Genomic DNA, 22,127 nt, shown 5'->3' with positions numbered 1-22,127 from the left:
TCCGGCAAGCCTTTTTCTTTTCCAGCGAGAACTCCATGCGCATTGTCTTCGCAGGCACCCCAGAGTTTGCCGCCGAACACCTCAAAGCCCTGCTCGACAGCCCCTACGAGATCGTGGCCGTCTACACCCAGCCAGACCGTCCGGCGGGCCGCGGGCAAAAGCTCATGCCAAGCCCGGTCAAGCAACTGGCCGCCGCTCACGACATCCCGGTGCTGCAACCGCCGACCTTGCGCAACGCCGAGGCCCAGGCCGAACTCGCCGCGTTGCGACCGGACCTGATGGTGGTGGTCGCCTACGGCCTGATCCTGCCTCAAGCGGTACTCGATATTCCTCGCCTGGGCTGCATCAACAGTCACGCCTCGCTGCTGCCTCGCTGGCGCGGTGCCGCGCCGATCCAGCGCGCCGTGCAAGCGGGTGATGCCGAAAGCGGCGTCACTGTGATGCGCATGGAAGCCGGCCTGGATACCGGGCCGATGCTGCTCAAGGTCAGCACGCCGATCAGCGCCGGTGACACCGGCGGCAGCCTCCACGACCGCCTCGCCGAAATGGGCCCGCCTGCGGTGCTCGAGGCCATCGCGGGCCTGGCCGCAGGCACCCTGGAAGGCGAAGTGCAGGACGACGCGCTGGCCACGTATGCGCACAAGCTGAACAAGGACGAAGCGCGCATCGACTGGAGCCGCCCGGCCGACGAGCTGGAGCGCCTGGTGCGGGCCTTCAATCCATGGCCGGTGTGCCATAGCACCCTGGGGGGTGAAAGCGTGAAGGTGCTGGCCGCGAACCTGTCCACAGGGCAGGGCGTGCCTGGCGAGATCCTTGGCGCCAGCAAGGACGGCCTGGTGGTCGCCTGTGGCGAGCAGGCGTTGTGCCTGACCCGCCTGCAATTGCCAGGCGGCAAGCCGCTGAACTTCAGCGACCTGTTCAACAGCCGCCGCGAGAAATTCGCCACCGGCACGGTGCTTGGCCAATGAACTCACGTCTGGCTGCCGCCCGCGCCCTGGCCTCCGTGCTCAGCGGCAAGGCTTCGCTCAACAGCGCATTGCCCGCGCAACTGGACAAGGTCGAGGAGCGCGACCGCGGCCTGACCCAGGACCTGGCCTTCGGTACCGCCCGTTGGGAGCCACGCCTGGCGCTGCTGGCCGAGCAACTGCTGCAGAAGCCGTTCAAGCGTGCCGACAGCGACGTGCAGGCGCTGTTGCTGGTGGGGCTTTACCAGTTGTTCTACACACGTATCCCGGCCCATGCCGCCATCGGCGAGACCGTCGGCTGCGCCGAGAAACTGAGAAAGCCCTGGGCCAAGGGCCTGCTCAATGCCGTGCTGCGCCGCGCACAAGCTGAAGGCCAGGCGCTGCTGGACGGCATGGAGCGCGACCCGGTGGTCCGCACGGCTCACCCGCGCTGGCTGCAGAAGTCGCTCAAGGCCTTCTGGCCGGAGCAATGGGAAGCCATCTGCGCCGCCAACAATGCGCATCCACCGATGATCCTGCGGGTCAACCGCCGGCATCACGCCCGCGATGCCTACCTGGCGCTGCTGGCCGACGCGGGTGTCGGCGCCAGTGCGTGCCGCTTCAGCCAGGACGGCATCGTGCTGGCCGAGGCCTGCGATGTGCGCACGCTCCCAGGCTTTGCCGAGGGTTGGGTCAGCGTGCAGGACGAAGCCGCGCAACTGGCGGCCGACCTGCTCGACCTCGCCCCGGGCCAGCGCGTGCTGGATGCCTGCTGCGCCCCTGGCGGAAAAACCTGCCACCTGCTCGAAGCCCAGAGCGGCCTGGACCAGGTCGTGGCCATCGACCTGGAAGCCAAGCGCCTGACGCGGGTTCGTGAAAACCTCGACCGCCTGGGCCTGGACGCCGAGCTGATCGCCTGCGATGCCCGCGAGACCGCCACCTGGTGGGACGGCAAGCCATTCCAGCGCGTCCTGCTCGATGCCCCGTGCTCGGCGACCGGCGTGATCCGCCGTCACCCGGACATCAAGCTGACCCGGCAGGCCGACGACATCCCGGCCCTGGCCAGCCTGCAAGGCGAGTTGCTCGATGCCTTGTGGCCGACCCTGGCGGTGGGTGGCGTGCTGCTCTATGCCACCTGCTCCAGCCTGCCCACGGAAAACACCGAGGTGATCGAAGCGTTTCTTGCCCGCACCCCAGGTGCCCGTGAGCTGGACATGGCCATCGAGGCCGGCCTGCACCAGCCCCATGGCCGCCAGTTGCTGGCCCAGGAAGGCGGTCACGATGGCTTCTACTATGCCAAGCTGATCAAGATCGCCGCCACGCGCGGCTAACGGTAGGAGTAGCGGATGAAGATCATCATCCTCGGTGCGGGGCAGGTCGGCGGCACGCTAGCCGAGCACCTGGCCAGTGAGGCCAATGACATCACGGTGGTCGACACCGACGGCGACCGCCTGCGGGACCTGGGCGACCGCCTCGATATCCGCACCGTGCAGGGCCGTGGGTCGTTTCCCACGGTGCTGCGCCAGGCCGGCGCCGACGACGCCGACATGCTGGTGGCGGTGACCAACAGCGACGAGACCAACATGGTGGCCTGCCAGGTCGCCTACACGCTGTTCCACACCCCGACCAAGATCGCCCGGGTGCGCGAGGCGGCGTACCTGACGCGCGCCGGTCTGTTCGACAACGAGGCCATCCCGGTGGATGTGCTGATCAGCCCGGAGCAGGTCGTTACCCACTACATCAAGCGCCTGATCGAACATCCCGGCGCTTTGCAGGTGATCGACTTCGCCGACGGCAAGGCGCAGCTGGTGGCGGTCAAGGCCTATCACGGCGGCCCGCTGGTCGGCCAACAGCTGCGCCAGCTGCGCTCGCACATGCCCAACGTTGACACCCGGGTGGCGGCGATCTTCCGCCGTGACCGGCCGATCAAGCCCCAGGGCGACACCGTCATCGAAGCCGATGACGAGGTGTTCTTCATCGCCGCCAAGGCGCACATCCGCGCCGTGATGGGCGAGTTGCGCAGCATCGATGAAACCAACAAGCGCGTGGTCATCGCGGGCGGTGGGCAGATCGGCGAACGCCTGGCCGAAGCCATCGAAAGCCGCTACCAGGTCAAGATCATCGAGATGAACCCGGCCCGTTGCCGGCACCTCTCGGACAACCTGGAAAGCACCGTGGTATTGCAGGGCAGCGCCTCCGACAAGGACCTGATGCTCGAAGAGAACATTGCCGAGGCCGATATCTTCCTGGCCCTGACCAACGATGACGAGGCCAATATCATGTCCTCGCTGCTGGCCAAACGCCTGGGCGCGCGCAAGGTGATGACGCTGATCAACAACCCGGCCTACGTCGACCTGGTGCAGGGCGGCGAGATCGACATCGCCATCAGTCCACAGCTGGCGACCATTGGCACCTTGCTGGCCCACGTGCGCCGTGGCGATATCGTCAGCGTGCACTCACTGCGCCGCGGGGCGGCCGAGGCCATTGAAGCGATCGCCCACGGCGACTCCAAGTCGAGCAAGGTGATCGGCAAGGCCATCGGCGAGATCGCCTTGCCCCAGGGCACCACCATCGGTGCGATCATCCGTGCCGACGAGGTGCTGATCGCCCACGACGATACGGTGATCGAGGCAGGCGACCATGTGATCCTGTTCGTTGTGGATAAAAAGTACATCCGCGACGTCGAGAAGCTGTTCCACGTGGGCCTGAGCTTTTTCTAGGAGAACCCGAGATGCGCGAATCGCTTGAGAAGATGCTGGCCAAGGGTGTGGATAACTCCCTGCTGCGCTTTGGGCTGGGCAAGGCCTGGCTGGATGAAGGCAACGGTGCCGAGGCCGCGGTGCACTTGAGCAAGTGCGTGCAGCTCGACCCGAAATACTCGGCGGCGTGGAAGCTGTTGGGCAAGGCGTATCAGGTGCAGGGTGATGCAGCAGGCGCCCGTGAAGCTTGGGAGCACGGCCTGGAAGCGGCGCGTGCCCATGGGGACAAGCAGGCGGAGAAGGAGATGGTGGTTTTTTTGCGGAAGCTGGATAAAGCCTGATACTTAAGCAGGGCCATCTCGGGCCCCTTCGCTGGCAAGCCAACTCCCACAGGAGCTGCGCTGATCTCAAGGAAGGCGCTGTACCTGTGGGAGCTGGCTTGCCAGCGAAGGGGCCACCGCAAGTCCATGGCCAGGCAGGCTTGAAACGGCCCAAAGCCCTTCAATACCAGCGCGCTTCCCCGGCCGGCCGTTTCTTGAAGCGCTTCATGCTCCACATGTACTGGCTCGGATACTCACGCACGTAACGCTCCACCACCTGGCTCATGGCCGCCGTCGCGGTCGCGGCATCTTCGCTGTACATGGCCTCTGGCGCCGCTTCGAGGATCACCTTGAACCCCGAGCCATCCGGCAGTCGCAGCGCATGCAGGAACACGCCCACCGCCTTGCCGCCCGCCAGCATATTCGGCACGAACTTGCTGGTCAGCGCCTGGGTGCCGAGGAAGGGCACGAAGAAACCGGCCGACTCGGCTGGCTCCGGATCCGCGGGAATACCCACCTGACCACCCTTGCGCACCTCCTTGATGATGCTGAGGATGCCTTCCTTGGTCGATGGCGCGACACGATTGCCCATCTGGACCCGCTGCTCGCGCAACAGGTCGTCCACGGCCTTGAGCTTGGGCGGACGGTAGAAAATGATCGGCTTGCACTGGTTGCAGTAGAAGTGATTGAGCACTTCCCAGTTGCCCAGGTGGCTGGTGATGCCGACCACGCCCTTGCCCGAGGCCAGCGCCTGCTCCAGCACCTCGAGGCCTTGTACTTCGCGCACCAGCGCCAGCGAGCGCTGGGCCGGCCAGATCCAGGCGCAGGCGCTTTCGGTGAACGACTTGCCGATGTCCATCAGGGCACGGCCCACCAGCTGCTCACGGGCAACCGGGTCCATTTCGGGAAAACACTTGGCCAGGTTGATCCGCACCACGTTGCGCGAACCGTTGGGGAGTTTCCACATCAGCCAGCCGATGCCTGCACCGACTCGCTGCACGGCCCCCCAGGGAAGCTTGGCGAACAATCGCAGCGCTCCGACCATCAGGGCGCCCTTGAACTTTTCCACAGGCTGATTCCTTTTATTGCAAGGCGCGCATTGTAAACCTTCAGCGCAGCAGTGCGGCGTAACGATCGCAATCGGTGGTGTGGTCCATGACCATGCCGGTGGCCTGCATGAAGGCGTAGCAGATGGTCGGACCGACAAAGGTGAACCCCGCCTTCTGCAGCGCCTTGCTCATGGCCTTGGCCTCATCGGTCACCGCGGGCACATCGCTGCGCGCACTGAAGTGATTGACGATGGGAGCGCCGCCCACGAACGACCACAGCCAGTCGGCCGGGTTGTCCAGGGCCAGCCAGGCCCGCGCGTTACGGCGCACGGCATTGAGCTTGAGCCGGTTGCGGATGATCCCCGCGTCGAGCATCAGTTCCTCGATCCGCTCGTCACTGATCCGGGCCAGGCGCACCGGGTCGAAGCCATGCAGCACCTCACGGTAGCGCTCACGCTTTTTCAGCACGGTGATCCAGGACAATCCCGCCTGAAACCCTTCCAGAAGCAGCATCTCGAACAGCGCCGCCGGGTCGCGCTGCGGGGTGCCCCACTCCTGATCATGGTAGGCCTGGTAAAGCGGATCGTCGGTACACCAAAAGCAGCGTGGCATAAGGCTCCAAGGGTAGAGGGCCGCGCGAATCGGGTTATACTCCCGCTCTTTACATTCGCAGCCCTAGATACAGGTGAATTTCGTGAGCCAGCCTACGCCAGCCGTGCGTACCTTCCAAGACCTGATCCTCGCCCTGCAACAGTACTGGGCGGAGCAAGGTTGTGTGGTACTTCAGCCCTACGATATGGAAGTAGGCGCCGGCACTTTCCATACCGCTACATTCCTGCGCGCGATCGGTCCAGAAAACTGGAACGCCGCCTACGTGCAGCCTAGCCGCCGTCCCGCTGACGGCCGCTACGGCGAAAACCCGAACCGCCTGCAGCATTACTACCAGTTCCAGGTCGTCCTCAAGCCGAACCCGGCCAACTTCCAGGAGCTGTACCTGGGCTCGCTCAAGGCCATCGGCCTCGACCCGCTGGTGCACGACGTGCGCTTCGTCGAAGACAACTGGGAATCGCCGACCCTGGGCGCCTGGGGCCTGGGCTGGGAGATCTGGCTCAACGGCATGGAAGTCACGCAGTTCACCTACTTCCAGCAAGTCGGCGGCATCGAGTGCATGCCAGTCACCGGCGAAATCACCTACGGCCTCGAGCGCCTGGCGATGTATCTGCAGGGCGTGGATTCGGTCTACGACCTGGTCTGGACCGATGGCCCGTTCGGCAAGGTGACCTACGGCGATGTGTTCCACCAGAACGAAGTGGAGCAGTCCACCTACAACTTCGAGCACGCCAACGTCGAGAAGCTGTTCGAACTGTTCGATTTCTACGAAAGCGAAGCCAATCGCCTGATCGAGCTCGAGCTGCCGCTGCCGACCTATGAAATGGTCCTCAAGGCCTCGCACACCTTCAACCTGCTCGACGCCCGCCGCGCCATCTCGGTGACCGAGCGCCAGCGCTACATCCTGCGCGTGCGGACCCTGGCCCGGGCCGTGGCGCAAAGCTACCTGCAGGCCCGCGCCAAGCTGGGCTTCCCGATGGCAACCCCTGAACTGCGTGATGAAGTGTTGGCTAAGCTGGAGGCTGCACAATGAGTGCTCAAGATTTCCTGGTTGAACTGGGCACCGAAGAGCTGCCACCCAAGGCCCTCGCCAGCCTCGGCGACGCCTTCCTGGCGGGCATCGAGAAAGGCTTGCAGGCCGCTGGCCTGAACTACACCGGCAAGCGGGTCTATGCCGCGCCTCGCCGCCTGGCCGTGCTGCTCACCGCGCTCGATACCCAGCAGCCTGACCGCAGCATCAACGTCGACGGCCCGCCTCGCCAGGCGGCCTTCGACGCCGAGGGCAATCCGACCCAGGCCGCCCTGGGCTTCGCCAAGAAGTGTGGCGTCGACCTGTCGGAGATCGACCAGACCGGCGCCAAGCTGCGTTTCTCCCAGCACATCCCGGGCAAGGCCACCGCGAGCCTGCTGCCGACCATCGTCGAGGACTCGCTCAACGACCTGCCGATCCCCAAGCGCATGCGCTGGGGTGCCCGCAAGGAAGAGTTCGTGCGTCCGACCCAGTGGCTGGTGATGCTGCTGGGCGACGAGGTCATCGACTGCACGCTGCTGGCGCAGAAGTCCGGTCGCGTGTCCCGTGGTCACCGTTTCCACCACCCGGAAGACGTCACCATCACCGCCCCGGCCAACTACGCCGAAGACCTGCGCAAGGCCTACGTGCTGGCTGACTTCGCCGAGCGCCGCGAGCTGATCGGCAAGCGTACCGCCGAACTGGCCCTGCAGCAGGAAGGCACCGCGATCGTGCCGCCCGCGCTGCTCGACGAAGTGACCGCGCTGGTCGAATGGCCCGTGCCGCTGGTGTGCTCCTTCGAGGAGCGTTTCCTGGAGGTGCCGCAGGAAGCCCTGATCACCACCATGCAGGACAACCAGAAGTACTTCTGCCTGCTCGACAGCGAAGGCAAGCTGCTGCCGCGCTTCATCACCGTGGCCAACGTCGAGAGCCGCGACCCGCGGCAGATCGTGCTGGGCAACGAGAAGGTCGTGCGCCCCCGCCTGACCGACGCCGAGTTCTTCTTCAAGCAGGACAAGAAGCAGCCGCTCGAAAGCTTCAACGAGCGCCTGCAGAACGTGGTGTTCCAGGCGCAGCTGGGCAGCGTCTTCGACAAGGCCGAGCGCGTCTCCCGGCTGGCGGCGTTCATCGCCCCGCACATCGGTGGCGACGCCCAGCGCGCGGCGCGCGCCGGCCTGCTGTCCAAGTGCGACCTGGCCACCGAGATGGTCGGCGAGTTCCCCGAGATGCAAGGCGTGGCCGGTTACTACTACGCCCTCAACGACGGTGAGCCAGAAGACGTCGCGCTGGCGCTGAACGAGCAGTACATGCCGCGTGGTGCTGGCGCCGAGTTGCCGCAGACCCTCACCGGTGCTGCCGTGGCCATCGCCGACAAGCTCGACACCCTGGTCGGCATCTTCGGCATCGGCATGCTGCCGACCGGCAGCAAGGACCCGTATGCCTTGCGCCGTGCCGCACTGGGCATCCTGCGTATCCTGATCGACAAGCAGCTGGACCTTGACCTGACCGACGCCGTGAGCTTCGCCGTGGTGCAGTTCGGCAACAACGTCAAGTCCGCCGGCCTGGCCGACCTGGTGCTGGAGTTCATCTTCGACCGCCTGCGTGCACGCTACGAAGACGAAGGCATCGACGTTGCCACCTACCTTTCGGTGCGTGCCCTGAAGCCTGGCTCTGCGCTGGACTTCGACCAGCGCGTGCAGGCCGTCCAGGCTTTCCGCAAGCTGCCGGAAGCCGAGGCGCTGGCGGCGGTGAACAAGCGCGTGTCGAACCTGCTGGGCAAGGCTGAAGGCGCCATCGCTGCCCAGGTCGAGCCGAAGTACTTCGACAACGCCAACGAGTTCTCCCTGTACTCGGCGATCCAGCAGGCCGACCAGGCCGTGGTGCCGATGGCGGCGGCGCGTCAGTACAGCGAAGCGCTGGCCCGTCTGGCAGCACTGCGCGAGCCGGTCGATGCCTTCTTCGAGGCGGTGATGGTCAATGCCGAGGACGCCAGCGTGCGCGCCAACCGTTATGCCCTGCTCAGCCGCCTGCGCGGTCTGTTCCTGGGCGTGGCCGACATCTCGTTGCTGGGGTAAGCCTTGAAACTGCTGATTCTTGATCGGGACGGCGTGATCAATCACGACTCCGACGCCTACATCAAGTCGCTGGAAGAATGGATTCCCATTCCCGGCTCGATCGAGGCCATCGCGCAGTTGAGCAAGGCGGGCTGGACGGTGGCGGTGGCCACCAACCAGTCCGGCATTGCCCGCGGTTACTATCCGCTGGCCACCCTCAACGCCATGCACGCGCGCCTGCGCGAGCTGGTGGCCGAGGCGGGCGGCGAAGTGGGCTTGATCGTGTATTGCCCGCACGGGCCGGACGAGGGCTGCGAATGCCGCAAGCCCAAGCCCGGAATGCTGCGGGCGATCGCCGAGCAGTATCAGGTCAGTCTGGCCGGCGTATGGTTTGTCGGTGACAGTTCTGGTGACCTGGAGGCCGCGCGGGCCGTCGATGCACAACCTGTTCTGGTAAAAACCGGAAAAGGCGAACGGACCCTGAGCAAGGGGATTCCGGAAAACACCTTGGTGTTCGATGATCTGGCAGCCCTTGCCAGACACCTTATTCAACAATAGTGCGCCTCGCGGGCGCACTCTTTCTAAGCGGGCACGACCCGCAATGGTACATGCCACTATGTCGATGCTGCAGGCGATCAGAATTTTTCTTTTTTACCTGCTGTTGGGTACCAGTTCGCTGCTGTGGTGCACCCTGAGCTTCTTTATCGCGCCTTTCCTGTCGTTTCGCGGGCGCTACCGTTTCATCAACGTCTACTGGTGCCGCTTCGCCCTGCTGCTGACGCGGGTGTTCCTGGGGATCAAGGTCAGGGTCACTGGCGCTGAAAACGTGCCTGCCCAGCCTTGCGTGATCGTCTCGAACCATCAGAGCACCTGGGAGACGTTCTATCTTTCAGCGCACTTCCAGCCGCTGAGCCAGGTGTTGAAGCGCGAGCTGCTGTACGTGCCGTTCTTCGGCTGGGCCATGGCCATGCTGCGGCCGATCGCCATTGACCGCGAGAATCCGAAGGAAGCCCTGCGCCAGGTGGCCAGCAAGGGCGACAAGCTGCTCAAGGAAAAGGTATGGGTGTTGATTTTCCCCGAGGGCACCCGGGTGCCGTTTGGCCAGATCGGCAAGTTCTCGCGCAGCGGCAGCGCCTTGGCGGTCAATGCCGAAATGCCTGTACTGCCGATCGCGCACAACGCTGGCAAGTTCTGGCCCAAGGAAGGCTGGGGCAAGCGCTCGGGGACCATCGACCTGGTGATCGGCGCCCCCATGTACGCCCAAGGCACCGGTCCGCGAGCGGTTGCCGAGCTCAATGACCGCGTCGCGGCATGGAATGCGCAGACCCAGCGCGAGCTGGGTTCGTTGCCTGCCACTGCGGAAAATCCGTCGGAAGGCGCTGCCTGAGGCTTTTGTGGATAACTTGTGGGCAGTTTTTGGATTACTGTTCTAAAACGCCCGTAAGTGATTGATTTTAAGTTTTATTTCTCTGTATGACCGTTTCTTGAAAATCGTGCATAAGTTTTTTCAGAGCATAAAAAAACCGGCTTTTAAGCCGGTTTTTTCATGCCTGTGAATCACACCTTGTCGATGTCCACATCGCGGGTTTCTTTCAGGCAGAAAAGTCCCACCACCAGGCTCACGCCCGTGATCAGTACCGGGTACCACAAGCCATAAAAGATATCCCCGGTGTACACCACCAACGCGAACGACACGGTAGGCAGGAAGCCCCCGAACCAGCCGTTGCCGATGTGGTAGGGCAGGGACATCGAGGTATAGCGGATGCGCGTCGGGAACAGCTCGACCATGACCGCGGCCAGCGGTCCATAGGTCATGGTAGCGATCAGGATCATCGCGACGATCAGCACCACCACCATGAACTGGTTGACCTGTGCCGGATCAGCCTTGGCCGGATAGCCAGCCTGGTCGATGGCCGTGCGCATCGCCGCTTCGTTGAAGCCGTCGATCTTCTGCGCGCCAATGTTCACCACGACATTGCTGCCGCTGGCCGCGCTCACCGAGCTGTACGGCAGGCCTTGCTTGACCAGGAACGTCTTGACCTTGTCGCACGGGCTGTCGAAGCGTGCCTTGCCCACAGGGTCGAACTGGAAGGTGCAGCTCTGCGGATCGGCGACGACGACAATCGGCGCCTCACGGCTGGCGGCGTCGATCTGCGGGTTGGCGTAATGGCTCAGGGCCTTGAACATCGGGAAGTAGCACACGGTCGCCAGCAGCAGGCCAACCATCAGGATCGGCTTGCGCCCGATACGGTCGGACAACCAGCCAAAGAACACGAAGAACGGTGCGCCTATCACCACGCTGATGATTAGCAGGGTATTGGCCTGGGCCGGATCGACCTTGAGCATCTGTGTCATGAAGAACAGCACGTAGAATTGCGCGGTGTAGAAGGTCACCGCTTGCCCGGCGTTGATGCTGAAAAGGGCGGTAAGGACCACCTTCAGGTTGGGCCAGGAGGTGAAGGACTCGCGAATCGGAGACTTGCTGATCTTGCCTTGGGCCTTCATTTTCACGAATGCCGGCGACTCGTGCATGCTCATGCGGATCCAGGTGGAGATGCCCAGCAGCACGATCGACAGCAGGAACGGCAGGCGCCAGCCCCAGGTTTCGAACTCATCACCGCTGATATAGCGGCTACCCAATACCACCACCAGCGACAGCAGCAAGCCAAGGGTAGCGGTGGACTGGATGAAGCCGGTGTGGAAACCGCGCTTGCCGGGCGGAGCGTGTTCGGCCACGTAGGTGGCCGCACCGCCATACTCACCACCCAGCGCCAGGCCCTGGAGCATCCGCAGCACCACGAGGATGATGGGCGCCGCGATGCCGATGCTGGCGTAGGTGGGCAGCAGACCCACCGCGAAGGTAGAAAGGCCCATCAGCACGATGGTGATCAGGAAGGTGTACTTGCGCCCGATCATGTCGCCCAGGCGCCCGAACACCAGGGCGCCGAAGGGACGCACCAGGAAGCCCGCCGCAAACGCCATCAAGGCGAAGATGAAGGCAGTGGTGTCGTTGACCCCGGCAAAGAACTGCTTGCTGATGACCGCGGCCAGCGCCCCATAGAGAAAAAAGTCATACCACTCGAACACAGTCCCGAGGGATGACGCGAAAATGATCTTGCGCTCTTCGCGACGGCTGTTGGTCGTGGCCGCCGCGCCTTGTTCCTGGATGTAGTCCGACATCGTTGCTGTCCTCGGCCCGCGGGCCACAGTGATTATTCTTTTTGTTCCACTGTCGGCAGCCGCTGACCGCTGGGGCTGCCGGTACTGCACGCCCTTGGTCAGGGCGTCGGTAGGGCGTTTGTGTCGTTGAGGTTGATGTGGGTGGCTGCCCCCTTGAGGATTAGTTGCGCCGCTTTCGCGGCGATCATCAGCGTGGGTGAACAGGTATTGCCCGAGACGATCTGCGGCATGATCGAAGCATCGGCCACGCGCAATCCCGGCACGCCATGGACCCGCAGCTGGTCGTCGACCACGTCCAGCGCGCCGTTGCCCATCCGGCAGGTGCCCACGGGGTGGAAGATCGTGGTGCCGATCTTGCCCGCCGCGTCACGGAGCTGTTCCTCGCTTTGCAAGGCAGGGCCGGGCAGGTATTCCTCTGGCGCGTATGCCGCCAGGGCAGGGGCCTGGACAATGCGCCGGGTGATACGGATCGACTGGGCCGCGACCCGCAGGTCTTCCGGGTCGCTCAGGTAGTTGGGATCGATGATTGGCGCATCGGCCATGTCGGCGGAGCGGATGTCGATTCGCCCACGGCTGCGCGGCCGCAGGTTGCACACCGAAGCGGTGAAGGCTGGAAACTGATGCAACGGCTCGCCAAAGCGCTCGAGCGACAGGGGCTGCACGTGGTACTGCAGATTGGCCGTCGCTTGCTCCGGATCGGAGCGCACGAAGGCGCCCAGCTGGCTGGGCGCCATGGCCAGCGGCCCACTGCGGTCATAGAGATAGCGCAGGCCCATGCCCATCTTGCCCCACAGGCTGTTGGCCATCTGGTTGAGCGTACGGGCGTTGCGGATCTGATAGATGAGGCGCAATTGCAGGTGATCCTGCAGGTTGCCGCCGACACCGGGCAGCTCGTGGCGAACGCCGATGCCAAGACTTTCAAGCAGTTTGCGCGGACCAATGCCCGAACGTTGCAGAACACCTGGCGAGCCGACGGCGCCAGCGCAAAGAATGATCTCCCGGCGCGCTCCGAACTCTTGCCAGCCACCTTGCCAGCGCGCCTTCACGGCGCAGGCCCGGGTGTTGTCCAGCAGCACCTGGTCGACCTCGACGCCGGTCAGCACGGTCAGGTTGGGCCGGTTGGCCACAGGCCGCAGAAAAGCCTTGGCCGAGTTCCAGCGAATTCCACTGCGCTGGTTGACCTGAAAATATCCACAGCCCTCGTTGTCCCCGGTATTGAAGTCGGGAATGCTGGCGATGCCCGACTGCGCCGCGGCTTCACGGAACGCATCCAGGATCGGCCATGCGTAGCGCTGCTGCTCGACGCGCCATTCGCCCTCGGCACCATGGCTCTCGTTGGCACCGCCGTAGTGGTTCTCGCAAGACCTGAACAGCGGCAGGACCTCGTTCCAGCTCCAGCCCGCGTTGCCCTGTTCGGCCCAGCGGTCATAGTCCGCGGCCTGACCCCGCATGTAGATCATGCCGTTGATCGACGAGCAACCACCGAGCACCTTGCCGCGAGGATATCCCAGGCTTCGTCCACCCAGGCCCGGCTGCGCCTCGGTTTTCAGGCACCAGTCCGTGCGGGGGTTGTTGATGCAATAGAGGTAACCGACAGGAATGTGAATCCAGTGGTAGTTGTCGCGTCCGCCCGCTTCAAGCAGCAGGACACGGGAGGAGGGGTCTGCCGACAAGCGATTAGCCAACAGGCACCCAGCGGGGCCCGCGCCAACGATCACGTAGTCGAAGACAGAATCGGCTGATGGCATATGCAACCTCGCGCCTGATTATTGTTCTTGTCCCGGTCCATGTTATTGATTATTTTCGCGAAGGAAACGTTAGTTTTCGCGCAACCGTTGTGCGTTTTAGCACACCGCTCGTGGACGCCTGATTCACAAGGAAAAGCATGTTCGACTGGAATGATCTGCGGTTTTTCCTCGAGTTGCAGCGCAGCGGCCGGCTTCTGGCTGCAGCCAAGCGTCTCAATACCACCCACAGTACTGTCGCCCGCCATATCGAGAATATCGAGCAGAGCCTGGGCACGGCGTTGTTCGTCCAGCACGCCCAGGGCTACGAACTGACGCCTTCGGGCCAGGCCTTGCTCAAGCATGCCGAAGCGATGGAGAACGTCGCCCTGTTGGCGCAGGAGGAGATCACCCAGGCCATCACGCCACTGGGCAAGATCCGCCTTGGGGTGACTGAAGGCATCGGCATCATGTTCTTTACGCCGCGCATGAATGCGCTGTTCGAACGGTATCCAGGGCTTGAAGTGGAGCTGGTGGCGGTGCCGCGGTTTGTCAGCATTCTCAACCGCGAGGCCGAGATCAGCATTCACCTGGAACGCCCCAACGCGGACCTGCTGATTACCCGAAAGCTCACCGACTACCGGCTGGCCCTCTACGCCAGCCGCGAGTACCTGGCCAAGGCGCCGCCGCTGCAACAGCGCGAAGACCTAGCCCGGCACAGCTGGATCGGTTATGTCGATGACCTGCTGTTCAGCCAGGAGCTGCTGTTTCTCAACAGCTTCTGCCGTACCCCAAGCGTGGTGTTTCGCAGCACCAGCGTGATCGCCCAGCAGCAGGCGGCGAGGGCAGGGCTGGGTATTGCCGTGCTACCCAACTACATGGCCCGGAACGATCCGCAGCTGGTGCGAGTGTTGCCCAGCGAGACGATCCAGCGCAGCTACTGGATCTGCACGCGTCGGGAGCTGCACAAGTCGGTACGTCTGCGCGTGGTCTGGGATTACCTGCTGGGCTTGTGCGCCCAGGAGCAGGACGACCTGCTCGCGGAATAGCCTGTCATCCCATTCGTCCTACAGCATATTGAGCGGGATTTTCAGGTAACGCACGCCGTTGGCTTCTGGCTCCGGCAGCTGGCCGCTGCGCATGTTGACTTGCACCGAGGGCAGTATCAACACTGGCATTTCCAGAGTGGCGTCACGCGCCTCTCGCATGGCAACGAAGCTGTCTTCGCTGATGCCGTCATGGATGTGGATATTGCTCGCACGCTGCTCGGCAACGGTCGTCACATAGCGCATCTCGCGGCCACCCGGCAGGTAGTCATGGCACATGAACAACCGGGTGTCAGGGGGGAGGGCAAGGATGCGCCGGATCGATCGATACAGGGTACGCGCATCAGCACCCGGGAAGTCACATCGCGCTGTGCCGTAATCTGGCATGAACAACGTGTCGCCGACAAAGGCAGCCTGCTCGCCGGCGTCTTCAATCAGGTAGGTGATGCAGGCCGGCGTATGGCCGGGCGTATGCATGGCGCGAGCCTGCAAGCTGCCGATGCTGAATGTCTGCTGGTCGTTGAACAACACATCGAACTGGCTGCCATCGCGAGCGAAGCCTGCCTCAGCATTGAACAACGCGCCGAATACCTTCTGGACCTGGGTGATACGGTTGCCGATGGCAATCTCGCCTCCCAGTTGCGCTTTGAGGTAAGCGCCCGCCGACAGGTGATCGGCATGCACATGGGTTTCGAGAATCCATTCCACCTTGGCGTCCAGTTGCTTGACCCGTTCGATCAGGTTGTCAGCAGACGCTGTATCCGTGCGTCCCGACTTTGCATCGAAGCCGAGCACACTGTCGATGAGCGCGCAGTGTTTCGAGGCACGGTCCATGACCAGGTAGCTGATGGTCGAGGTCGCCTTGTCGAACAGGGCTTCCACCTGCATGTTGCGGCCGATGATCATTGTCAGTCTCCTGTTGCCTGATTCCAGTCTAGTGCCTCGGGTTGGTGAAGGTCAGGCCCCCAGAACGAAAAACCCCGGCCTAGGCCGGGGTCTTTGTTTTTACAGCGCGTATCAGAAGTCCAGATTGGACACCGACAATGCGTTGCTTTCGATGAACTCACGGCGTGGTTCCACCGCATCGCCCATCAGGGTGTTGAAGATCTGGTCGGCACCGATCGCATCCTCGATCGTCACCTTCAGCATCCGGCGTACGGTCGGGTCCATGGTGGTTTCCCACAACTGGTCGGGGTTCATCTCGCCCAGCCCTTTGTATCGCTGGATGGTATGACGCTTGGCGGTTTCATTCATCAGCCACTCAAGGGCTTCCTTGAACTCGACCACGGCTTTCTTGCGCTCGCCACGCTGCACGTAGGCACCTTCACCCAACAGCGTACTGAGCTTCGAGCCCAGGGCGGTCACGGTGCGGTAGTCGTTGCTGCCGAAGAAGTCACGGTTGAAGGTGATGTAGCTCGCCAGGCCGTGGGAGGTGATCTCCACTTCAGGCAACCAGACGCTGCGCTCCTTGTCTTCACGCAGGCTGACCTTGTACGCCAGGCCCGACTTCTCGCTGGTGCTGAGGCGCGCCTGCAGCTTGTCCAGCCAGCCTTGCATGACGCTGTGATCGCCCAGCTGCTCCAGTGCTACTTCCGGCAGGTAGATGAAGTGCTCGGTCAGTTCCTGCGGGTACAGGCGCGACAGACGCTTGAGGGTCTTCATCACCGAACGGAAGTCATTCACCAAGCGCTCGAGCTCCACGCCCGACACTGGCGGTGCGTCTTCGTCCAGGTGCAGGCTGGCATCCTCAAGGGCCGACTGCGTCATGTATTCTTCCATGGCGTCGTCGTCCTTGATGTACTGCTCCTGCTTGCCACGCTTGACCTTGTACAGCGGCGGTTGAGCGATGTAGATATAACCACGCTCGACCAGCTCTGGCAGCTGACGGAAGAAGAAGGTCAGCAACAGGGTGCGGATGTGCGAACCGTCAACGTCAGCATCGGTCATGATGATGATGTTGTGATAACGCAACTTGTCGATGTTGTATTCTTCGCGGCCGATGCCACAGCCCAGGGCAGTGATCAGCGTGCCCACTTCCTGGGACGAGATCATCTTGTCGAAGCGTGCCTTTTCGACGTTGAGGATCTTGCCCTTCAGCGGCAGGATGGCCTGGGTCTTGCGGTTACGACCTTGCTTGGCCGAACCACCTGCGGAGTCACCCTCCACCAGGTACAGTTCGGAGAGGGCAGGGTCTTTCTCCTGGCAGTCGGCAAGCTTGCCAGGCAGACCGGCGATGTCCAGGGCGCCCTTGCGACGGGTCATCTCCCGCGCCTTGCGAGCTGCCTCACGCGCACGGGCAGCGTCGATCATCTTGCCAACGACGGCCTTGGCTTCTGCCGGGTTCTCCAGCAGGAAGTCAGAGAAGTACTTGCCCATCTCTTGCTCGACCGCGGTTTTGACTTCGGACGAAACCAGCTTGTCCTTGGTCTGCGAGCTGAACTTCGGGTCCGGGACCTTGACCGAGATAATTGCGGTCAGGCCTTCGCGGGCATCGTCGCCAGTCGTCGAAACCTTGTTCTTCTTGGCCAGCCCTTCCTGCTCGATGTAGTTGTTCAGATTGCGGGTCAGCGCCGAACGGAAGCCCACCAGGTGAGTACCGCCGTCACGCTGGGGAATGTTGTTGGTGAAGCACAACAGATTCTCGTTGAAGCTGTCGTTCCACTGCAGGGCAATCTCGACACCCACGCCGTCGTCACGCTGGACGTTGAAGTGGAATACCTGCGAGTTCACCGGCGTCTTGTTGGTGTTCAGGTAGTCCACGAAGGCGCGCAGACCGCCTTCGTACTTGAAGTACTCCTCTTTGCCGCTACGTTCATCCTTGAGCAGGATGCCGACGCCGGAGTTGAGGAAGGACAGCTCACGGATGCGCTTGGCCAGAATGTCCCAGCTGAAGTGGATGTTCTTGAAGGTCTCAGCCGACGGCATGAACAGGATATGCGTACCGGTGGTTTCGCTGTCGCCCACGATAGCCATGGGTGCCTGCGGAACACCATGAACGTAGGTTTGCTCCCAGATCTTGCCACTGCGGCGTACGGTCAGCACCAGCTTCTCGGACAGTGCGTTCACTACGGAAACACCAACGCCGTGCAGACCGCCGGAAACTTTATAGGAGTTGTCGTCGAATTTACCGCCAGCGTGCAGCACGGTCATGATGACCTCAGCTGCGGAGACGCCTTCTTCCTTATGCACATCAACCGGAATGCCACGACCGTTGTCGCGGACACTGATGGATTCATCCGGGTGAATGATGACGGTGATGTCATCGCAGTGACCGGCGAGGGCTTCGTCGATCGAGTTGTCGAGCACCTCGAACACCATGTGGTGCAGGCCGCTGCCATCATCGGTGTCGCCAATGTACATGCCAGGGCGCTTACGCACGGCATCCAGACCTTTCAGCACCTTGATGCTGGAAGAGTCGTACGTTTGATTTTCGCTCATGCCTTCACTCCCGATGGTCGTGGGTCTGGGTGATACGGCCTTGTTCCACGTGGAACAAAGCGACTGGCGTATCCGTGCGCCAGCAATCCCTCAGTAATTCGTGGTCTACACAGGTGATAAATACCTGGCAGTTCAATTCTTCTAACAAGCGACACAGTGCGCGGCGATGTTGCTCGTCCAGTTCGGAGGGCAAGTCATCGACGAGATAAATACATTGGCCGCGACGCACCTGGCTGACGAGATGCCCTTGGGCGATGCGCAGGGCGCAGACTACAAGCTTCTGCTGGCCACGCGAGAGGATGTCAGCAGCGTTGTTCGCACCCAGTCGCAGACGCAGATCGGCGCGCTGCGGGCCAGCCTGGGTATGTCCCATTTGCTGATCACGCAGTAACGACGCAGCGAGTACTTCGCTCAGCTCGCGATCCTTGTCCCAGCCGCGGTAGTAGCTGAGGGTCAAGCCTTCCAGCTCGACCAACTCGCTCAGGGTTCGCTCAAAGACAGGCTTCAAGGCCTTGATGTAGTTGCGGCGGTATTCATCTATTTCCGCGCTCGCCAAGGCTAATTCCCGGTCCCAGGCGGCTTGCGAAACAGCGTCAAGTGTACCATGCCGCAACCACGAGTTTCGCTGCCGCAGCGCCTTCTGCAGGCGCTGCCAAGTGGCCATGAAACGAGGTTCCACGTGGAACACTCCCCAATCCAGAAACTGACGCCGGACCTTGGGTGCGCCTTCCAGCAAACGAAAACTGTCAGGGTTGATCAGCTGGAGCGGAAGCAGCTCCGCCAGCTGGGCAGCGCTACGGGCATTCTGGCCATCGATGCGGATGGTGAAGTCCCCTTGGCGCTCACGAGAAACACCAAGGTTGCTGGTGCCGCCTTCGCCTGTGTCGACCTGACCGAAAACCGTACAGTTGGCCTGCTCGTACTGGATGACGGGTGTCAGTCGCGTGCTGCGAAACGAACGAGCCAGACCGAGCAGGTGCACGGCTTCCAGCACGCTGGTTTTGCCACTGCCATTGGCGCCGTAGAGGATGTTGATGCGGGGGGAGGGTTTAAAGGTCACCGGGTGCAGATTGCGCACCGCGGTGACAGAGACACTTCGAAGGGACATCGAGATTCAGCTGTACGTTACAGGCGCATCGGCATGACAACGTAGGCCGAATCGTCATTGCCGGCTTCCTGCAACAGGGCGCTGCTGTTGGAGTCAGACAGGATCAGGCGCACCTGCTCTGTCGTCATCACACCTAGCACGTCCAACAGGTAGCTGACGTTGAAACCGATTTCCAGCGAACCACCGTTGTAGTCGACGCCGATTTCTTCCTCAGCCTCTTCCTGCTCAGGGTTGTTCGCCTGGATCTTGAGCTGGCCGGCAGCCAACTGCAGGCGAATGCCACGGTACTTCTCGTTGGAGAGGATAGCCGTACGGCTGAACGCTTCGCGCAGCGACTGACGGTCGCCAATCACCAGCTTGTCGCCACCCTTCGGCAGGACGCGCTCGTAGTCGGGGAACTTGCCATCCACCAGCTTGGAGGTGAAGGTGAACTCGCCCGTGGTTGCACGGATATGGTGCTGGCCCAGGACGATGCTGACCATGCCCTCGGGATCGGTGAGCAGGCGCGCCAGCTCGAGGATGCCCTTGCGCGGCACGATCACCTGGTGACGGTCGGCCTGACCGATAGCCGCTTGCATCGAGCACATGGCCAGACGGTGACCGTCGGTGGCAACAGCGCGCAGGGTATCGGTCGATACTTCAAGCAGCATCCCGTTGAGGTAGTAGCGTACGTCCTGTTGGGCCATTGCAAAGCTGGTACGTTCGATCAGACGACGCAGCCGGCTTTGCTCCAGGCTGCAGGTCAGCGAGCCAGGGCCTTCTTCCACCGTGGGGAAGTCGTTGGCTGGAAGCGTCGACAGGGTGAAACGGCTGCGCCCCGCCTTGACCACCAGCTTCTGCTCGTCGAGCCTGATGTCGATCAGCACGTCGCTGGGCAGGCTCTTGCAGATGTCCATGAGCTTGCGCGCAGGAACCGTGATCTCGCCGGGCTCAGCCGGCTCTTCGAGCTGTACGCGGCCGACCAGTTCGACTTCCAGGTCGGTGCCGGTCAACGACAGCTGCTGGCCTTGCACGACCAGCAGCACGTTGGACAGTACCGGCAAGGTCTGGCGGCGCTCTACGACACCTGCGACCAGTTGCAGGGGTTTCAACAGGGCTTCGCGTTGAATGGTGAAATGCATGGTCTAGTCCCTTGCCTTCATAAAGGGTGCGCCGACGCCCATCAGGTCGTGAGCGTGCGCAGCAGGTTCTTGTAGTCCTCGCGGATGTCCGCGTCGGACTCCTTGAGTTCGTTGATCTTGCGGCAGGCGTGCAGCACGGTCGTGTGGTCGCGGCCGCCGAACACGTCGCCAATCTCCGGCAGACTGTGGTTGGTCAGCTCCTTGGACAGGGCCATGGCCACCTGACGTGGCCGGGCCACCGAGCGAGAGCGTCGCTTGGACAGCAGATCGGAGATCTTGATCTTGTAGTACTCGGCCACAGTGCGCTGGATGTTATCCACACTGACCAGCTTGTCCTGCAGCGCCAACAGGTCCTTGAGCGACTCGCGGATCAGCTCGATCGTGATATCGCGGCCCATGAAGTGAGAGTGCGCGATGACACGCTTCAAGGCACCTTCGAGCTCACGCACGTTGGAACGGATGCGCTGGGCAATGAAGAACGCGGCGTCGTGGGGCAGATCGACCTTGGCCTGATCCGCTTTCTTCATGAGGATGGCCACCCGAGTCTCGAGTTCTGGCGGCTCCACCGCGACGGTCAGGCCCCAGCCGAAGCGCGACTTGAGACGCTCTTCCAGGCCTTCGATTTCCTTCGGGTAGCGATCGCTGGTCAAGATGACCTGCTGTCCACCCTCAAGCAGGGCATTGAAGGTGTGGAAAAACTCTTCCTGCGAACGCTCCTTGCGGGCGAAGAACTGGATGTCATCGATCAGCAGGGCGTCCACCGAACGGTAGAAGCGCTTGAACTCGTTGATCGCGTTGAGCTGCAGCGCCTTGACCATGTCAGCGACGAAGCGCTCGGAATGCAGGTACACAACCTTGGCGTTGGGGTTCTTCTTCAGCAGGTGGTTACCCACAGCATGCATCAGGTGAGTCTTACCCAGGCCTACGCCACCATAAAGGAACAGCGGGTTATAGCCATGCTTCGGGTTATCCGCCACCTGCCAGGCCGCTGCCCTGGCCAGCTGGTTGGATTTACCTTCGACAAACGTCTCGAAGGTAAAGGTGCGGTTCAGGTAGCTGGTGTGCTTGAGCGCGCCTTCCACCTGCACGGTGCGCTGTTCGGCGCGGCTGGCGGCGACAGGCGCCGGAGACGAATCACCCATGGCGTCGAAGCTTTCACGCGAAGGCGCTTGCTCGATGATGCTGGCCGGAGCGGAGGCCGCGACGGGCGTGGCGACCGGTTCAGCCGGTGCCACCACCTGCGCGGCCTGGGCCTGGGACGCCGCCATCGCGGCGCTGACCGGGGCGGTAGGCGCGGCACGCGCTGCCGAACTGCGGCGGCTGCCTATTAACAAGGAAAGCGCAGGCGCCATCCCGTTGCCTTTCTCGCCCAACAGCTCGAGCAGTCGGCCAAGGTACTTTTCGTTGACCCAATCGAGAACGAAACGGTTAGGCGCATAGACGCGCAACTCGTCGCCTTCGGCTTCGACCTGTAGCGGACGGATCCAGGTGTTGAATTGCTGGGCAGGCAGCTCATCGCGCAAAAGCTCCACGCACTGCTGCCAAAGTTCCACTGACACGGATATCCCCTGAGTTTGAACGCCGGTGAGGCAAAAACAAGCAGCCATTGTACCGAGCGTACGCTCAGTTATCCACATGCAGGTGCGACCCGAAGCGTGCCAAATCAGCAATTTAGTGCCTGAAAAGACACCATCCACATGTGCATAAGCTCTGTGGATAACAACCCTTGAGCTCTATGCACAACCCCTACCTGAAAACTGTGGATAATTCCTCTGTGGATAAACAGGCGTTCTATCCACACCTTTTCCGAGGACGCGGCACAGGCG

The 22,127-nt window shown here is 62.4% G+C and carries 18 protein-coding genes; 9 read left to right on the top strand and 9 right to left on the bottom strand.

What is annotated here, in order from left to right; translation table 11 throughout:
• Positions 1-35: 35 nt before the first annotated feature.
• Genes fmt through VJS90_RS19235 form a run of 4 tightly spaced genes read left to right on the top strand, consistent with a single transcriptional unit; the run spans position 36 to position 3,984 of the window.
• Entirely contained in the window at positions 36-968 is a 933-nt protein-coding gene (gene fmt / locus VJS90_RS19250) for a methionyl-tRNA formyltransferase (protein WP_324123204.1), read from the top strand.
• Complete coding sequence (gene rsmB / locus VJS90_RS19245; RefSeq protein ID WP_324123203.1) at positions 965-2,275, top strand: 16S rRNA (cytosine(967)-C(5))-methyltransferase RsmB; 1,311 nt, start codon at positions 965-967, stop codon at positions 2,273-2,275. Before fmt ends, rsmB begins: the two co-directional genes overlap by 4 nt.
• 15 nt (positions 2,276-2,290) lie before the next feature.
• Positions 2,291-3,664, top strand: a complete 1,374-nt coding sequence (gene trkA, locus VJS90_RS19240; RefSeq protein ID WP_324123202.1) for a Trk system potassium transporter TrkA — start codon at positions 2,291-2,293, stop codon at positions 3,662-3,664.
• A gap of 11 nt (positions 3,665-3,675) precedes the next feature.
• Positions 3,676-3,984 carry a tetratricopeptide repeat protein gene (locus tag VJS90_RS19235; RefSeq protein WP_324123201.1) on the top strand — a complete coding sequence of 103 codons (309 nt, stop codon included), beginning with the start codon at positions 3,676-3,678 and terminating at the stop codon, positions 3,982-3,984.
• 160 nt (positions 3,985-4,144) lie between these two features.
• Here the strand turns inward: VJS90_RS19235 and VJS90_RS19230 are convergent, their stop codons facing one another.
• Both VJS90_RS19230 and VJS90_RS19225 read right to left on the bottom strand, forming a co-directional pair.
• Positions 4,145-5,032: a lysophospholipid acyltransferase gene (locus VJS90_RS19230; RefSeq protein WP_324123200.1), complete on the bottom strand. Its 888-nt coding sequence runs from the start codon at positions 5,030-5,032 to the stop codon at positions 4,145-4,147.
• Positions 5,033-5,072: 40 nt separating this feature from the next.
• Positions 5,073-5,624 (bottom strand): DNA-3-methyladenine glycosylase I, encoded by a 552-nt coding sequence (locus VJS90_RS19225; protein WP_324123199.1) that lies wholly within the window; start codon positions 5,622-5,624, stop codon positions 5,073-5,075.
• 82 nt (positions 5,625-5,706) lie between these two features.
• Here VJS90_RS19225 and glyQ point away from each other — a divergent pair, with 82 nt between their 5' ends.
• Genes glyQ through VJS90_RS19205 form a run of 4 tightly spaced genes read left to right on the top strand, consistent with a single transcriptional unit; the run spans position 5,707 to position 10,071 of the window.
• Positions 5,707-6,654 (top strand): glycine--tRNA ligase subunit alpha, encoded by a 948-nt coding sequence (gene glyQ / locus VJS90_RS19220; RefSeq protein WP_324123198.1) that lies wholly within the window; start codon positions 5,707-5,709, stop codon positions 6,652-6,654.
• Positions 6,651-8,705 carry a glycine--tRNA ligase subunit beta gene (gene glyS, locus VJS90_RS19215; RefSeq protein ID WP_324123197.1) on the top strand — a complete coding sequence of 685 codons (2,055 nt, stop codon included), beginning with the start codon at positions 6,651-6,653 and terminating at the stop codon, positions 8,703-8,705. Before glyQ ends, glyS begins: the two co-directional genes overlap by 4 nt.
• Before the next feature lie 3 nt (positions 8,706-8,708).
• Positions 8,709-9,242 (top strand): D-glycero-beta-D-manno-heptose 1,7-bisphosphate 7-phosphatase, encoded by a 534-nt coding sequence (gene gmhB, locus VJS90_RS19210; RefSeq protein ID WP_324123196.1) that lies wholly within the window; start codon positions 8,709-8,711, stop codon positions 9,240-9,242.
• Between the two features lie 43 nt (positions 9,243-9,285).
• Complete coding sequence (locus VJS90_RS19205; protein ID WP_324123195.1) at positions 9,286-10,071, top strand: lysophospholipid acyltransferase family protein; 786 nt, start codon at positions 9,286-9,288, stop codon at positions 10,069-10,071.
• Between the two features lie 170 nt (positions 10,072-10,241).
• On the opposite strand, the gene VJS90_RS19200 is transcribed toward VJS90_RS19205, so the two are convergent.
• Positions 10,242-11,864, bottom strand: coding sequence for an MFS transporter (locus VJS90_RS19200; RefSeq protein WP_324123194.1), 1,623 nt, complete (start codon positions 11,862-11,864; stop codon positions 10,242-10,244).
• Positions 11,865-11,962: 98 nt separating this feature from the next.
• Entirely contained in the window at positions 11,963-13,612 is a 1,650-nt protein-coding gene (locus VJS90_RS19195; RefSeq protein WP_324123193.1) for a GMC family oxidoreductase, read from the bottom strand.
• Positions 13,613-13,749: 137 nt separating this feature from the next.
• On the opposite strand from VJS90_RS19195, the gene VJS90_RS19190 reads away from it, so the two are divergent.
• Positions 13,750-14,637, top strand: coding sequence for a LysR family transcriptional regulator (locus VJS90_RS19190; RefSeq protein WP_324123192.1), 888 nt, complete (start codon positions 13,750-13,752; stop codon positions 14,635-14,637).
• Between the two features lie 18 nt (positions 14,638-14,655).
• On the opposite strand, the gene VJS90_RS19185 is transcribed toward VJS90_RS19190, so the two are convergent.
• The 5 genes from VJS90_RS19185 to dnaA all read right to left on the bottom strand — a co-directional run bounded on the left by VJS90_RS19185 (position 14,656) and on the right by dnaA (position 21,860).
• Positions 14,656-15,540, bottom strand: a complete 885-nt coding sequence (locus VJS90_RS19185) for an MBL fold metallo-hydrolase (protein WP_324123191.1) — start codon at positions 15,538-15,540, stop codon at positions 14,656-14,658.
• Positions 15,541-15,651: 111 nt separating this feature from the next.
• Positions 15,652-18,072: a DNA topoisomerase (ATP-hydrolyzing) subunit B gene (gene gyrB, locus VJS90_RS19180; RefSeq protein WP_324123190.1), complete on the bottom strand. Its 2,421-nt coding sequence runs from the start codon at positions 18,070-18,072 to the stop codon at positions 15,652-15,654.
• Positions 18,073-18,076: 4 nt separating this feature from the next.
• Positions 18,077-19,180 (bottom strand): DNA replication/repair protein RecF, encoded by a 1,104-nt coding sequence (gene recF / locus VJS90_RS19175; protein ID WP_324123189.1) that lies wholly within the window; start codon positions 19,178-19,180, stop codon positions 18,077-18,079.
• 17 nt (positions 19,181-19,197) lie between these two features.
• A complete protein-coding gene (gene dnaN, locus VJS90_RS19170; RefSeq protein ID WP_324123188.1) occupies positions 19,198-20,301 on the bottom strand; it encodes a DNA polymerase III subunit beta in 1,104 nt (367 codons plus the stop codon).
• A 41-nt stretch (positions 20,302-20,342) separates the two neighbouring features.
• Complete coding sequence (gene dnaA, locus VJS90_RS19165) at positions 20,343-21,860, bottom strand: chromosomal replication initiator protein DnaA (protein ID WP_324123187.1); 1,518 nt, start codon at positions 21,858-21,860, stop codon at positions 20,343-20,345.
• Positions 21,861-22,127 lie beyond the last annotated feature (267 nt).

This window comes from Pseudomonas sp., assembly GCF_035277045.1.
Lineage (GTDB): Bacteria > Pseudomonadota > Gammaproteobacteria > Pseudomonadales > Pseudomonadaceae > Aquipseudomonas.
The sequence above is the reverse complement of the archived record's forward strand: the minus strand, read 5'-3'. Positions and strand labels throughout refer to the sequence as shown.